General features: G+C 58.5%; 15 protein-coding genes. 7 read left to right on the plus strand and 8 right to left on the minus strand.

Annotation, left to right across the window (positions count from 1 at the left end; genetic code table 11):
• Positions 1-9: 9 nt before the first annotated feature.
• From J7E41_RS24085 to J7E41_RS24105, 5 genes are all read right to left on the minus strand, one after another.
• Positions 10-345, minus strand: a complete 336-nt coding sequence (locus tag J7E41_RS24085) for a hypothetical protein (protein WP_214996795.1) — start codon at positions 343-345, stop codon at positions 10-12.
• A gap of 171 nt (positions 346-516) precedes the next feature.
• The gene (locus J7E41_RS24090) at positions 517-2,046 is read right to left on the minus strand and encodes a M91 family zinc metallopeptidase (protein ID WP_214996796.1); all 1,530 of its coding nucleotides are present in this window, start codon (positions 2,044-2,046) and stop codon (positions 517-519) included.
• Positions 2,047-2,236: 190 nt separating this feature from the next.
• Positions 2,237-3,607: an MATE family efflux transporter gene (locus tag J7E41_RS24095; RefSeq protein ID WP_214996797.1), complete on the minus strand. Its 1,371-nt coding sequence runs from the start codon at positions 3,605-3,607 to the stop codon at positions 2,237-2,239.
• Between the two features lie 163 nt (positions 3,608-3,770).
• Complete coding sequence (locus J7E41_RS24100) at positions 3,771-4,073, minus strand: DUF6124 family protein (protein ID WP_214996798.1); 303 nt, start codon at positions 4,071-4,073, stop codon at positions 3,771-3,773.
• A 298-nt stretch (positions 4,074-4,371) separates the two neighbouring features.
• Positions 4,372-4,665, minus strand: coding sequence for a hypothetical protein (locus J7E41_RS24105; protein ID WP_214996799.1), 294 nt, complete (start codon positions 4,663-4,665; stop codon positions 4,372-4,374).
• Positions 4,666-4,828: 163 nt separating this feature from the next.
• On the opposite strand from J7E41_RS24105, the gene J7E41_RS24110 reads away from it, so the two are divergent.
• The 5 genes from J7E41_RS24110 to J7E41_RS24130 all read left to right on the plus strand — a co-directional run bounded on the left by J7E41_RS24110 (position 4,829) and on the right by J7E41_RS24130 (position 9,370).
• Positions 4,829-5,137, plus strand: coding sequence for a MazG-like family protein (locus tag J7E41_RS24110; RefSeq protein ID WP_149411070.1), 309 nt, complete (start codon positions 4,829-4,831; stop codon positions 5,135-5,137).
• Complete coding sequence (locus J7E41_RS24115; RefSeq protein ID WP_214996800.1) at positions 5,130-5,879, plus strand: methyltransferase; 750 nt, start codon at positions 5,130-5,132, stop codon at positions 5,877-5,879. Before J7E41_RS24110 ends, J7E41_RS24115 begins: the two co-directional genes overlap by 8 nt.
• A 24-nt stretch (positions 5,880-5,903) precedes the next feature.
• A complete protein-coding gene (locus J7E41_RS24120) occupies positions 5,904-6,509 on the plus strand; it encodes a DUF4136 domain-containing protein (RefSeq protein ID WP_214996801.1) in 606 nt (201 codons plus the stop codon).
• A 45-nt stretch (positions 6,510-6,554) separates the two neighbouring features.
• Positions 6,555-7,112: a DUF4136 domain-containing protein gene (locus J7E41_RS24125; protein WP_214996802.1), complete on the plus strand. Its 558-nt coding sequence runs from the start codon at positions 6,555-6,557 to the stop codon at positions 7,110-7,112.
• A gap of 251 nt (positions 7,113-7,363) precedes the next feature.
• Entirely contained in the window at positions 7,364-9,370 is a 2,007-nt protein-coding gene (locus tag J7E41_RS24130; RefSeq protein WP_214996803.1) for a pilus assembly protein TadG-related protein, read from the plus strand.
• On the opposite strand, the gene J7E41_RS24135 is transcribed toward J7E41_RS24130, so the two are convergent.
• Entirely contained in the window at positions 9,367-12,111 is a 2,745-nt protein-coding gene (locus tag J7E41_RS24135; protein WP_214996804.1) for a PAS domain-containing sensor histidine kinase, read from the minus strand. The two genes, J7E41_RS24130 and J7E41_RS24135, sit on opposite strands and share 4 nt — an antisense overlap.
• Positions 12,108-12,545 (minus strand): TadE/TadG family type IV pilus assembly protein, encoded by a 438-nt coding sequence (locus tag J7E41_RS24140; protein WP_214996805.1) that lies wholly within the window; start codon positions 12,543-12,545, stop codon positions 12,108-12,110. The genes J7E41_RS24135 and J7E41_RS24140 overlap by 4 nt, the downstream gene beginning before the upstream one ends.
• A 72-nt stretch (positions 12,546-12,617) precedes the next feature.
• On the opposite strand from J7E41_RS24140, the gene J7E41_RS24145 reads away from it, so the two are divergent.
• Positions 12,618-13,091: a prepilin peptidase gene (locus J7E41_RS24145; RefSeq protein WP_214996806.1), complete on the plus strand. Its 474-nt coding sequence runs from the start codon at positions 12,618-12,620 to the stop codon at positions 13,089-13,091.
• Between the two features lie 126 nt (positions 13,092-13,217).
• The gene (locus J7E41_RS24150; protein WP_214996807.1) at positions 13,218-14,000 is read left to right on the plus strand and encodes a response regulator transcription factor; all 783 of its coding nucleotides are present in this window, start codon (positions 13,218-13,220) and stop codon (positions 13,998-14,000) included.
• A 617-nt stretch (positions 14,001-14,617) separates the two neighbouring features.
• Here the strand turns inward: J7E41_RS24150 and J7E41_RS24155 are convergent.
• Positions 14,618-14,890: a DUF3613 domain-containing protein gene (locus J7E41_RS24155; RefSeq protein WP_214996808.1), complete on the minus strand. Its 273-nt coding sequence runs from the start codon at positions 14,888-14,890 to the stop codon at positions 14,618-14,620.
• Positions 14,891-14,901: the final 11 nt, after the last annotated feature.

Consider the following 14,901-nt stretch of genomic DNA (forward strand, 5'->3'; position numbering starts at 1 on the left):
ATTCGTTGGTCAGTGGGCAGTAAGGCAAAGACTCTGCGCACAACTGCCCGGGTTGGTTCCCAGAACCACGCTGTGCAGTTTGTCTTCCTCGCTTGCTGGCTTGATCGTCACGTCGGCGGCGACATTCTCAAGGTCCGTGCTGCCTTTTGAGGCAACTTGCTGTTCCGTACCGCTGCGCGCCACCACTATTGTGAATGCGCTCTCATTTGTTATGTGCAGCTTTGCCACGGCTTTGGCTTGCCCCTCTGCCGCGCCCGGTTTAGTGGTGGTATCAGCGGTGGCCGTTTGCATGAAAGCGGCAAATACCACCATGACGGCGATGCCAGCGTGTCTTGTGATGTTCATGTTCGATTCTCCCTGATTGTCGGAACGGGCATCGCCCAGCGCCATTCAACGCGTGTGGTACAGGTTTGTAACCTGTCAAAGTTCACAGGTGGGGCCTGGGTCAAATGGCAAGACTGCGCAACGCCATGACCGCGTTGGCGCAGTCTTTGCGATTGTTTTCCGGGTCCAGGTTTAAACGATGCGCGGGGTTTCCTCTGGCAGGTATCGATCCCGCAGCGGTATGCCCATCTCTGCGCGCAGGGCGTTTTCGTTGAATGGGTGCGGGTTTGTGGTGGTGGGTGGTGTCAGCGGGTTGTTGTCGAAATCGAAGGGTGGGCTGTCGGTTGGAAGACCAACGGCTTGATATTCGGCGTTTTCCACGGTGAGCGGCTGGCCATCGATCAACACGGGGTTACCATCGTGTCCGGTTATCGGCCTGTTGCCCGGTATAAATGTCCCTGTACCACCGTTATAGGCGTGTGCCATCTCGTGATAAAGCGCCAGTAATGGAGAAATAGAAAAGTCTTCATCGAAGTGGTCGGGGTGAACGCTTATTTCTGCAGAGGTGGAAACTAAGCCTTTGGTGTTGTTGTTTATATATCCCAGACCAGAGTCGTGTTGATGTTTTTCATACTCATCATCCGTTATCTTGTCTCTGTATGCGTTTCTGAAGTTGTAACTATTGACGCCTTCAAACTCGGACAATTTTATTGTTACAGGCGCTCCGGTTTTATCGGCAAGGTTGTCCAACTCTTTAAGCATTCGTTGGCCGGCAGGTGAACCTCTAAGTTGCTCGATATAGCCTTCGACCTGCTCGATAAAATTGTCGGTACCTTCGATGTTTAAGCCGCGTTTACCCGAGTCAATGTATTTGACATAGGTGGTGGTGGCATTGGCAGTGTTGGCAATGGTGTCTGTTTGTTTGGCGTAGATCTTGTCCTGCGCCGAGTAGGACTTGACGGTATCGTTGCCTGCGCCGGTATAGAACGTTGTCTGGTGGTGGCCAATCAACAGGTCGTCACCCGTCCCGCCGTTCAGGATGACCCTGCCGGTCCCCGCGTAGAGTTGATCATTGCCTTGGTCGCCGTTGAGATAGACCTGCCTGAGAGATGTTTTGGATACGGGATACATGGCATATAGCTGATCATTGCCCTTACCGCCAGATAGGGATGAATTACCTGTCCCTGCCAGTATGACATCGTTGCCATCACCGCCATGAGCTACGCCTACACCGCTACCCAAGCGAATGTAATCATTGCCACTGCCACCCTCTATCTGCGTATTCCCGCCTCCAGCGGTGATCAGGTCGTTGCCACCGCCACCCAGTATTTTCACCGTGATAGAAATGCGCGGGTCAATGGAGACTTTGTCATTGCCGCCCAAGGCTCTTATTTCCAGGCCATGGTCTACCCCATTAGCGGTAAGCGGTAACGTATAGCTTTTTCCGTTTATATAGGCGGTAAGCTTGTTATTTATCCCGAGGGTGATGTTGAGGGTGTCTGCTTTATCGGTGGTTTCAATAAGAACGACGCTTCGAGAAGTAAAGGGTTTTCCTTCATGGTCTGGCGTAAGTTCTGAGTAATGCTGATTTTTTGTGTTGTTGTCGGAAAAAATGATTTTTGTGGTCGCAGCGTTATCCGGCGTTGCGGAGGGTGTGCTTTGAAGGGATGTTGTTTGGGCTGGAGTATTGGGGGTTTGAAGGGGTGAAGGAGCGATGTTCATAGACGTCCTCAAGCAATATATATGACGATTTTGGCGTTGGATGCTCAAGAATTACGTGGTTAGACTGCGCAAAATACGTCAGTCGAATGTATAAAAAGAGGTGTCCAGGGAGCGGAACTAAATGTCTGGTAAGTTCTGATTGAGCGCAGGTATTAGTCTCAGGTTCGAGCGGGTGCCAGGTGGTATTTATCTACGGTGTTGCCTTATCAGCAGATTGCTCGTCCTGATTCAGCCAGCGGTCCTTTTTATTCAAGCGCCAGGCGATGGCCCAGAGAGTGAGGCTGCGCAGGGTCATGAATAGTAGGAAGGTTATCCACAAGCCGTGATTGCCAAAGCTTTGGAGGACCCATGCAAATGGCAGCAGGATCACCACGGACAGTAGCATGCCGTTGCGCATTTCCCTGGCCCGAGTGGCACCGATAAACAGGCCGTCCAACAGGTAACTCCATACCGCAATCAGCGGCAACACCGCCAGGTAAGGCAGGTAGATGTCAGCCGTTTCGCGCACGCTGGAAATGTTGGTTTGCATCGCGATGAACAAATGACCGAACATCGCGAACAGCAGGGCGAAAGCAATGCTCGCCAGCAACGACCAGCCGCAAGCAACCACCAGCGAGCGGCGCAGGGCCTGGCGGTCATGGGCACCGATGGCATGGCCGCACAATGCCTCGACCGCATGGGCCAGGCCGTCCAGGGCGTGGGCCGTCAGCAACAGACCGTTGAGCAGCAGGGCGTTGGCGGCGACGGTGGCATCCCCAAGGCGCGCGCCCTGCACCGTGATCATGAAAAATACCGATTGCAGGGCCAGGCTGCGGATAAAAATGTCGCGGTTTACCGCCAGCAGCGGGCGCCAGCTTTTCCACAGCTTCAAAGCAGCCCAGGCGATATGCCCGGGGTAGGCGCGCAGGGCTTTTTGCGTGAGCGCCAGGCCGAGCAAGGCGCCGGTCCATTCGGCGATCACCGACGCGCGGGCGGAGCCGACCACACCCCAGTCCAGCCCGAGGACGAACCACAGGTTGAGGGCAATATTCACCAGGTTGGTGGTCAGCAGAATTGCCAGCGGCGCGCGGGCGTTTTGGGTGCCGAGGAACCAGCCGACCAGGGCGTAGCTGGCGAGGGCGGCGGGCAGGCCGAACAGACGGGTGTGGAAAAAGTCCTGAGTCAGTTGATTGAGTTCGGGGGAGGGCTGCATCCATTCCAGCGCCAGATGGCTCAGCGGAATGCCCACCGTCCCCAGCAACATTGCCAACCCCAATGCCAACAGCAGACCTTGCAGCAGGATTTGCCGCAGTGCCGCGCCATCATTGCGCCCGGCGGCCTGGGCGGCAAAGCCGGTGGAGCCCATGCGCAGAAAACCCATGGCCCAGGCGAGAAAGGTATACAGACTGGCACCGACAGCCACGGCGCCCAGTTGATGCGCGTGGGGCAGATGGCCGATGACCATGCTGTCCACCAGTGCTACCAGGGGCACGGAGATATTGGACAGGATCATCGGCGCAGCCAGGGCCCAGACGCGTCGGTGGGTGGGGCGATGGCGCCAGTCGGTGAGCAGGGAAGTCATGCAGGCTCCTTTGGGGATGGGCATTGTAACTGCCCATCAGGGACGCCGCAGAACCAATGTGGGAGCGGGCTTGCTCGCGAAAGCGGAGTGCCAGTCGCAGATTAATTGACTGATACTCCGCTTTCGCGAGCAAGCCCGCTCCCACATTTTTGACCGCGCTGGGTCAGGTTTTGCGTGGATGCAGGCATTCGATGGAGCGGTCTACGGTGGTCTTGGCAATTTCCAACAGATGCCATACGGCTAGAATCTTCGCCCGCTGCGGACTGTCCAGTAGTTCGCCACAGTCCAGCGCAGTCGCCGAAGCGCTGTTCAGCAGGCTGGCGGTGTAGAGCAGGGAGTCTTCGAAGCTCAGGTCTTCGTTAATGGTGTGGAAGCTCTGTGAGGGCAGGTAGTGTTCGAGGGCACGATTGAATGCGGCGCGGTCGTTGAGCAGGTCGCTTGGTGGGTCGGGGACAATCTTGTTCATGGTCTAACTCCATATGATTTAGGAGCTGACACCCGTCGCGACTAAACGGTGGGTGGCGGCTGTACGCAGGTTAGTCGACCGGCCACATGGCAATCCGGCGCACCCGAAGGCGCCCTGCGCACAGCCACCATAAAACTTCATGAGAGCCATGCGCCATGTAAGACCCGAGCGACTAAACCCGATCACTGATGAGCAGTGAAGCGACGAAGACTAGCCACCGGTTCCAACAGGCACAAGGCCGAAAGATTGTCTCGGAAACGTCCCGCAAATTAAAGGGATTTACCTTGCTGGCCGTTTATCAATGCACCACCCAACTGAGCAGCCACAACCCCAGCATCAGCCAGATAATCCCCATGATGATCGAGGCCCGCATAAACGCGCGTACCGCCGAGTACAGCAGCATCAGGCCAATGATCAGGGTGATGATGCTGATAATCGAGGTGTCCATGCCCAACGTGCGAGACAGGCCATCGATAAAGTTGCCGCCCGCCTGGGTCAACCCATTGAACAATCCACTGAGCCCGTCGACGATAAAACGGATGACGGAACCGAGCGCCTGGCCCAGCCATTCGAAAAAGCTTTCTACCTGCATGTGTGTGTCCTGATGAAAAAGGTGGGCGTAGCTGCCGGACCTGAGCCTTTGGTCGTTATGAGCCAAGGTTGGTTCCCTTCTAGCATAGAGGTTTACGCGGTGCAGGGATTCACTTGCCTTCGTTGTTCATCCGCCCGAAGCTATACACCTTCAGGAGTCCCCCATGAACCTCGAGCACCTTACCGAACGGCTGCATCGCATCCGTGATAACAATGACTGGAAGCCATTTCACAGCCCGAAAAACCTGGCCATGGCCGCCAGTGTGGAAATGTCCGAACTGGTGGAGATTTTCCAGTGGCTGAGCGAAGACCAGTCGCGCCAGTTGCCGGCAGACAAGCTTGCCCATGCTGGTCAGGAAGTGGGTGATATCGTGCTGTATCTCCTGCTGCTGTGCAGCGAACTGGGGCTGGATATGGATCAAGTCGTACGCGCCAAGCTGGCTGACAGCGAACGGCGGTTTGCCCATGAGTGACCGTCATTTCGACCAGTTGGCTACCCGGTTTGCCGAGAAAATCTACGGCGGGGCCAAGGGCGCAATTCGTCTCGCGGTGCTACAGGCCGATCTGGTTGAAGTGTTGCCTGATCGCCCGCTACGGGTATTGGATATCGGCGCCGGCCTGGGTCATATGTCGCTGTGGCTGGCCGAACGCGGTCACCAGGTGACCCTGGCCGAGCCCGCTGAGCCGATGCTCGAAGGTGCCCGCCAACGCTTTGCTGAAGCAGGGCAGACGGCGACCTTTATCCAGGCACCCTGGCAGGATCTGCTGGGCCAGCTCACCGAACCCTACGACCTGGTGTTGTGCCATGCGGTGCTGGAATGGCTGGCCGACCCTCACGCGATTCTGCCGGTGCTGCATCAGTTGACGGTGCCCGGTGGCTGGTTGTCCCTGGCCTTTTACAACCGCGATGCGCTGATTTACCGCAACCTGCTCAAAGGCCACTTCCGCAAGATGCGCAAGAATGACATGGCCGGCGAAAAACAGAGCCTGACCCCGCAACAACCCCTGGACCCTCGGGAGCTGGCGGCGCAACTCGAGGGCCTGTGGCAGGTCGAAACCCAGAGTGGTGTACGGGTATTTCATGACTATATGCCGGTGGAGTTCCAGGCTCGCGTCGAGCTGAAGGATGTATTGGAGATGGAGCTCGCTCACCGTCGTCACCCAAGCTTTGCCGGACTTGGGCGTTATTTGCACTGGGTATGCCGTCCGGTTTAAGCAGACCAGTTTGCGGAGATCGAAATGAAGCGCTGTCTTGGATTGATCCTGCTGTCCCTGGGGTTGGGTGCCTGCTCCAGCAACAACCCTTATGTGGCGGCTTCCAACCCTATGCCGCCGGCCCCTGCGCAGGCGGCCAACACCTTTGATCGCAGTGCCTACCCGGCGCCGATGCGGGACTACGGCGCCTACCGCAATTGGGCCTGGCGCAACGGCCAACTGCCCGCGGGCACGGCCTGGGCCGATTCGGCGCAAGTGGCAGAGGCCGTCAGCGGTGCCCTGGACCAACGCGGTTTGCGTCCGCTGCATGACAACCGCGCGCCGGACCTGCTGGTCAGCGCCGATGTGCGCCTGGAGAAACGCCTGCGTCAGGTCCAGGACGATTACGGTTATGGCTATGGCGGCTATAACCGCTACGGCAACGGTTACGGTATGTACAACACGGTGCCGGTGGTGCGCACCTACGAAGTGCAGGTCGTGGTGGTGCGGGTCAACTTGTTCGACGCCCGCAGCGGTCAGCCGGTGTGGAGCGCCAGTGCCGAAACCGGCAGCCAGGGCAGCCTTAGCGAGCGTGGCGATGCCTTGCGCCAGGCGGTGCAGAAGGCAATGACTGCCTATCCTCCGAGTTAGCAGCTATTCTCATTTAAAGCTCGGGTCGCTTCTTGGAGAACAATTATGTTTCGTCGTATCGCGTTGCTTGCTGTTGTCGTGCTGCTGGGGGGGTGCCAGACCAGCCAGGTCAATCACGATTTTGATGCCAGCCGAGACTTCGCCGCCTACCGCACCTGGAGCTGGAAAGAACCGGCCTTGCAGTACCGTCCTGATGATCCACGGATCAAGAGCGACCTCACCGAACAGCGCATCCGTCAGTCGGTGGGTGAGCAACTGGACCAGCGTGGCTTGCGTCCTGTCGCACCCGGTACCAAGGCTGACCTGAATGTGCAGACCTACCTGATCGTCGAAGACCGCCAGCAACAAGTCACCACCAACTATGGTGGTGCCTGGGGCGGCCCGTGGAATGGCTACTGGGGCGCGCCGATGTACAACGAAACCCGGCTCGTCACCTACAAGGTCGCCACCCTCCAGATTGATTTGCTGGACGGCAAGGACGGCAAGCTGGTGTGGCGCGGCAGCGATGAGCAGATGCTCAGCAGCACCCCCAGCCCACAAGACCGCAGTGCTGCGATTCGGACGACAGTGACCAAGGTGCTTTCCAATTACCCACCCCATTAATGGCCCCTGAAATCACCGCTGATCCCCTGTAGCCGCTGCCGAGGCACGAGGCTGCGATAAGGGCCGAAGGACCTTCAACGGTTTCAAGATCCTGACGACTGCTGCGCAGCCGATCGCAGGCTGCGCCAGTGGCTACCCCTCCGTCAGTCGCCTTCGTGGCGACTGGCCAGCGTACCCTCCAGCCCTTGTCTACACTGACTTTCAACACAGGAGAGTAAGCGCTCGGCCGCGTGCCGACAAAGGAGTGCTCGATGTCTCCCCCACTTGAATATTCCAGACAGCGTGGCGTTATTGGGTTGATGGCGGCTGGCACCTTAGCGTTGGCCCTGGTGTGCATGTTGCTGGTGGTGGACAGTGGGCGGTTGTATCTGGAGAAGCGTAAGTTGCAGTCCATTGCCGACACCTCCGCCCTGGAGGCCGCGGGTCGCGGTGGGCAATGTGCGACGAATACCACGGCGTCCGATTACGCCACGCAAAATGCCACACGTAACGGCTTCACCGTCGCCGCCAACGATAACAGCCGGGGATTGGCTGTTACCTGTGGCACCCTGGCAACTAACGCCAGTAATCTTCGAGTCTTCAGTGCTGATGCCAGCAGAAATGATGCGATCCGTGTAGTTGCGAGCAGGACGGTGGCCACCAGCGTCGTCAATGGAGTGCGTAACCTGTTCAGTGGCACGCCCTTGGCCGCGCAGATGACGTTGTCTGCAACGGCGGTTGCTGCGTTACCGCCACCGGTCGCGGCGCTGACAATCCGCAGTACGGCTTTCGTCGTAGACTCCAGCAAGTCGATCATTCTCAATAGTCTGTTCGCCGGTTTGTTGGGTGGCAGCCTGAACATCTCGGCGGCGGGCTGGAATGGTTTGATTAACGCCGATATTTCCCTGTTGAGTTATCTGAACCAGTTGAAAATCGATCTGGGACTGACGGCGGTCGGCTACTCGCAAGTGCTGGGCAATACCATCCGTGTCAGTCAACTGATTCAGTCGGCGATCAATGTGCTGGATCCCACTCACACCTTGGGTGCGACGGTGACCATCGCCAGTTTGCAGGCACTCAGTGTGGCGGCAGGTACCACTCAAGTGGTCTTGGGCAATGTGCTGCAAATTGCCAGCGGCAGCGATGTTTCGGCGCTTGCGGTGAACATGAGGGTGTTTGATCTAATTCAGGGATTTGTGCAATTGGCCAACAAAACCAATGGTCTGGTTGCGAGTTTCCCGATCGACTTGCCGGGGCTGGCGCAGATCAGCGCCAAGGTGCAGGTATTGCAGCCTCCGCAGATGTCGGCAATTGGTAATCCTGCCAAGGCCGTGGCCTCAGGGCAGAATCCGCAGACCGGGCCAAATCGGATTTACGTGCAAACAGCCCAACTGCGAGTTCTGTTATCGATTGGTCTGCCGGTGCTGGATTCGTTGGCGCCATTGAAAAACGCGGTAACGGGATTGGTGGGGCCGCTGACCAGTACCTTGAGCTCACTTCTGCACCTTAATCTGGTGGGGGTGATTGATGGCTTGACTTGTTTGTTGGGGGCTTCCTGCACGATGCCTGACCTTCAAATTCTACCGCCCCCTCTGAAGGTCGACGTGGCGCTGAATGCCGCCAATGGCAGCAGTTGGGTTACGGGTTATAGTTGTGCCAACCCCTCGAATAAAAGTTTGACGACCAATGCCACGACGGCGCTGGCCACCTTGAAAGTCGGTAATATCGACCCCTCCAGCGTGTTCGGCAACAGCCAGACACCGCCACAAATTCAACTTTTTCCTATAAAACTGGTGGATATCGGCACCATGACCTGTCGCCGGTTGTTGATACTGAACGACTGTAGTCCTCGGGTGCCCTCGGTAGGTGGCGGCATTGCCTTGTCGGTCGATACGAAGGTGGCGGCGAATGCCAATGCGTCAGTGGCCCATACCTATGTTTCACCCGGTTTGCTGGATATTGGACAACCACCGCTTTATTATGCCTATGTCGCGGCTAACCCAGTCACCAGCCTTTCGGATACGGTGACGGGTGTCAACATTCAGATGTATGGCCCGACACCCGGCAATTCGAACCTGCTGGGTGAACTTATCGGTGGCCTCGGGTCGATTCTGAACAGCGTCAGTTCGCTGCTGGTTACCACGATAAAAACCGTACTGGGTCCGTTGCTCGATACGGTGCTCGATACCCTGTTGCATGGCCTGGGGATCAACGTCAATCAGGTTGATGTGGGAGCCAATCTGAGTTGCCACGCAGGCCGTGCCTACCTAGTGATCTAGCCCGCTACCACCGGTAATTCGATACAAAACCTCGCCCCACACTCTCCATTGACGACACTCAACCGCCCCCCCATGTTCTCCACAATCCCATAGCTCACCGACAACCCCAGCCCCGTCCCCACGCCAATCGGCTTGGTGGTAAAAAACGGTTCGAAAATACGCTCCAGCAACCGTGGATCAATCCCGCCGCCGTTGTCTTCCACCCAGATCCGTACATGGCGGCTGTCATGTTCGGTGTGTACCGAGATCCAGGGCTGGAAGGTTCGGTCGTTTTCACGCTTGCTCAGCAAGGCGTCGCGGGCATTGACCATCAGGTTGATCAGTACTTGTTCCAATTGGTCGACATAGCCGTTGACCTGTACCGCAATGTCTTGCGCGGTGATGCGCAGGTCGACGCCTTTGCCGCGCAGGCCTTCCACAAGCAGGGCGAGGGTGCCCTCAACCGCATGGGCCGGGTCGAAGGGTTGCTGCTCGACTTCCGAGCGACGACCAAACACTCGCATATGGTCCACGATCCGCGCCGCCCGCTGGACCTGGGCATCGATGCGCTGGAGTTTTTCCGTGAGGTAGTCGACCTGTACATCGCCGTTGCCCAGGCGCTTGAGCACATTGACGACCGCCATGCGCATTACGTTCAGTGGCTGGTTGATCTCGTGGGCAAGGCCGGTGGCCATTTCGCCGAGGGTGGCCATTTTTGCGCTTTGGGTGAGTTGCTGCTGGGCGCGACGTACTTCGGTGTTGTCACGCCCCACCGCCTGGATTTCCTGCAACTGGCCATGCTCATCGAATACGCCACGGTCGGACCAGACCCACCAGGCATGTTCGCGTCCAGGTAATTGCAGGCTGATCTCGGCGGTGCTGACCGGGAATTCCGGGGTCAATTGGTTGATGCGTTGTACAAACAGTTGGCGTTGTTCTTCCGACAGCCAGTGGCTGAGGTTCGTCCCCGGCAATTGCTCCGGCTGGCACTCCATGTAGTTGGCCAGCGGTGTGTTGCCGAAGGTCAGTGTCAGGTCCGGACGATAGCGACAGATCATCGCCGGAGAGTCTTCCACCAGGATTCGGTAGCGCTCCTCGCTATCTTTGACCCGCTGTGCGGCCTGGGTCGATTCGGTGACGTCCAGCCACAGGCCGACAGCTTCCACCGGCAGGCCGAGGTCGTCGCGCAGCAGCTTGGCTTCGTCCAGCAGCCAGTGGTAATCGCCCTGTTTATCCCGCACCCGGTAGCGACTGCGTACGCTTCCTTCGCGCAGCAGTTGGCGGGTGCGCTCGAAGTACAGGTCACGGTCTTCGGGGTGGACCCACTCTACCAGGCTGTCGTGGGTTGCCTCGGCCAGGGTCCAGCCGAGCAGAGGCAACAGGCTGTCGCTGTAAAACGCCGGGTGCAGGGCGCCGTTCACATAGCGCTGCACGTAGATCACCGCCGGTGAACTGGCAATCAGGTTGTCCAGCCGGGCATGGGCAGCGGCGACTTGCAGTTGCTGGTTCTTGATGTCGCTGATGTCGAGCATGAAACCGATGCAGCGCCGGTTTTCACCCGCGCCCAAGACCTGGCCCTGGACGCGGTACCAGATCGGCAACTCGGTGGCATCGGTACGTTGCAGGCGAACGCTGGTCAGCAACGGCTTGCCCAAGTCTTGCAGGTCCTGGAGGCGGCTGTGGAGTTCCTGGCGGTCGGCGGGGTGGATCAGGTTCAGCCAGGTGGCCAGGGCCAGCCGGGTCGGGCCGTCTTCCAGGCTCAGGCTGCGCATGAGTTGAGGGGCCAGTTGGATGTCTGAGCGGGTGGGCAGCAGCTCCCACCAGCCGGTTCCGAGCAGGCCTTGCAGGGCTTCCAGGCGCTCCAGTTGCTGGTGGTGACGCTGCTCGCGCAGGCGCCCGAGCAACGGCGCGGCCAAGGCTGCAGTGAGGTTCAGCCAGTCGCGTTCGCTGCTCTGTTGCTGGCCGGTGTAGAACCCACACAGCAGCCACGCGGCGACGCCTTGACCGTCCCGATACGGCACCAGGAAGCCGTCCGTATCGCCAAACACACTTTGCAAGCGCGGGTGCTCGTTGCGCCCCCGGCTCACATTCAGGCTCAGCGGGATATTGCCGTTGACGCTGTCCAGGCAGGTGCCCAGGCGTTGCCCGGTTTGCCACAGAGTGGGCGCGTCATGGGCGGCGTACTGGCTGTAAATCAGCCAGCCTTGATCCTGTTGATCCAGCAGGGCGAGGGCGACACAGGGAATATGCCAGCGCTGGGCCAGGTTGCGCAGGTGTTCGTTGAATACCTCCGGCAGGCGGGAGAGGCTGCAGACCCGCAACTGCTCGCTCATCTGGCTGGTGAGTTGATGATTTTGTTCGCGGTCCTGTGACACTTGGCGGCCGCTGAGCAAGTCGCCGATATCCAGCGCCCGCAACAGCCAGCCGTCATTGTGGGGTTCTATTGCGCCTCGGGTATGCAGAACGTGTCCGGCGGCGCCATGGAAGTCCAGGTCCAGGCTGTGGCGCTGCCAGTCTGTCGGTAGCCCCTCAACCGTCAGCGCACTGTGGGCGCACAGCAGATCACGCAGCAGTGGTGTGGGATCACGGGTGAGGTGTTGGGCCAACTGTTGGCGCAATGTGCCAGCGATGTGCAGGACACGGCCTTGATTGTCCAACTGCAATTGCAGCCCGGTGGCGGGCTGAACGGGATAGATGATGTCCGGGGGCAGGGCGCTATTGCGGCCGAGCAGGCGCCCGAAGAGCTTGTCGCCCGAGGTCAAAATTGCAGGCTCGATTGGGCTTTTAGATTGACCGGCAATTGCGGCACGGTGCCGATACCCGGCAAGACCATGAAGGGCAGTACGCCTTTGAGATTGACCGACGGATAACTGATCAGCACCGTCAGCTCGCTCCCGTTGTAGGTCGAGGTGACATAGCTGGGGTCAAACTTGAAGGCCGCAGGAATCCAGCCCAGATTGGCCTGCGCGGCGGCCACAGCCTTGTCCCTTACCAACGTAGGGTAATTTTGTGCGGTAGGGTCTACTCCCACGCCGATACGCACCCCTTGTGCGGCGGCCTGGTTGAATGACTGCAACAACAGCAACGGCAGGCTATAGCTGACCATCCCGTAAAACACGGCGAAAAAAATCACGAAGACCACGGCGAACTCAATCGCCACGACCCCTTTTTGCTTGCTAGGGAGGCTTGTTTTCATCACCGCGTCTACCCTGACTGCTACCACTTGATATCAGCATAGAATCAATCAGCCAAAAGGGATGTTTTTTACGTGATTCAGGGCGTCGTTATTTTCCTTTGGTTATTCCTCTGTGCAATGCAGGACGCGCGTCAGCGTCAGATCGCCAATCGGCTGACACTGGGAGTGGCCTTGTTGGCGCTGATCTATTTGCTCTGGAACTCAACCACCTGGCTGGGAGCCTCCGCGGCTCAAGGCCTGGGGGCGTTTGCCCTGGCGTTGCTGCTGACCCTGCCGGGGTACGCGCTGGGACGCCTGGGGGCAGGCGATGTGAAGCTGTTGGCAGCCTTTGGCCTGGCAACGGATTCGATGTACGTGCTGTTGTCGTTGATCGGGTCGGCTGTGGCCAGTGTCCTGTGGTTGATACTCGCGCCCAGGCTATGGCCGCTTATGGCTCAAGGGCTTAGAGAGCGACTGAGGTATCTGGCTCCTGAAGCGTCAACTAAACTGCCTTTTGCGCCCTTTCTTCTGATGGGCTTCGGTTTCGCCTGGTTTTGGATCCATTAGTCGTCGGCGCCACCTATCGCTATGTACATAGTCGGAAAGTAGGCTACGTTTATTCATGCAGCTGTGTAGGAAACGTCGTCGGAAAGGATAGGTCAATCTTTGGCTTGCCAGGGCATGGAGTAGCGTGTGAACAAGCTTACATCTTCGGTAAAAGTGCTCGTGGTCGACGATCAGCCACTGATCGTGGAAGAGCTTTGCGAATTTCTTGAAAGCAGTGGTTATCGTTGCGTCCCTTGTGAGTCCAGCCAACAGGCCTTGAAGCGTTTCAGCGAAGACGCCGAGATCGGTCTGGTGCTGTGTGATCTGCATATGCCGGAAATGGATGGCATCGAGTTGGTCCAGGCGCTGCAACGGGTGGCCGGTAAAGCTCGGGCGTTCGAAGCCATCATGCTGACCGGCCGTGCCGACAAGCAGGATGTGATCAAGGCCCTGCGTGCCGGCATCGCTGACTACTACCAGAAACCCATTAACCTTGAAGAGTTGCTCGAAGGCCTGCAACGCCAGGAAGCAGCGTTGGCGGATCGGCAAAAAAGTGTGCACCTGGGTAATTTGAACCAGAAGCTGCAATACCTTTCCGACTCCATCAACGATCTTTACCAAGACCTGGACAAGGTTCGCCGCAGCCCGGTACCCGCGCCGTCGGGAGCCGAGGGTGAGGCGGCTGCCGAAGGGGAGGAAATACCTGCGATCTTCGATCAGTTGTCGCCTCGGCAATTGGATGTGGCCCGGCTGGTTGGCAAGGGGCAGACCAACTATCAGATTGCCTGTGAATTGGGGATCACTGAAAACACGGTCAAACTCTATGTGTCCCAGGTGTTGCGCCTGACCCACATGCATAACCGCACCCAATTGGCCCTGGCACTATCGCCTAACAATTCGTCTATGCGTCAGCGGGTGACCGCGCACTGAGCTACGTCGTTTCCTGTAGCCGCGTGCCGTGCCGATCACCTGTAGCCGCTGGCGCAGCCTGCGATCGGCTGCGCAGCAGTCGTCAGGATCTTGAAACCGCCGAAGGTCCTGCGGCCCTTATCGCAGCCTCGTGCCTCGACAGCGGCTACAAGGCCGCTGTCGATCACCTGTAGCCGCTGGCGCAGCCTGCGATCGGCTGCGCAGCAGTCGTAAGGATCTTGAAACCGCTGAAGGTCCTGCGGCCCTTATCGCAGCCTCGTGCCTCGACAGCGGCTACAAGGCCGCTGTCGATCACCTGTAGCCGCTGGCGCAGCCTGCGATCGGCTGTGCAGCAGTCGCCAGGATCTTGAAACCGCCGAAGGTCCTGCGGCCCTTATCGCAGCCTCGTGCCTCGACAGCGGCTACCAGGCCGCTGTCGATCACCTGTAGCCGCTGGCGCAGCCTGCGATCGGCTGCGCAGCAGTCGCCAGGATCTTGAAACCGCCGAAGGTCCTGCGGCCCTTATCGCAGCCTCGTACCTCGGCAGCGGCTACAACGGGCCAACTGTATGACTTGATAGGGCTCTTGCCCAGTGACGCGCAAGACGGTATCTACAGGTCCCGACGATATGCCATCGATCAATGACTCCCTCCTGACGTGTCTCCCCCGGCTTTCTGATCAAAGTATTCCGGAATCGGATGTTTGTTGCTGTCCAGCCAACGCTGCATGGCCTGTTCGCGTTCGGCGGGAGTGGTCTGCTGCAGGATCGGTGACGCGACCTGCCCGCTGACCTGCAACGTCAACCAGTTTTCGGTCTCCTGCTGCTGCGGGGAGGAAGGGCCTGGCTCGACGGCCAGTGCGGTCAGGGGCAATGCCAGGAATGCGAGGCTGGCCAGGTAGTGAATGTTCATCGTGAACTCCT

This window comes from Pseudomonas fluorescens (assembly GCF_018614655.1).
Lineage (GTDB): Bacteria > Pseudomonadota > Gammaproteobacteria > Pseudomonadales > Pseudomonadaceae > Aquipseudomonas > Aquipseudomonas fluorescens_BX.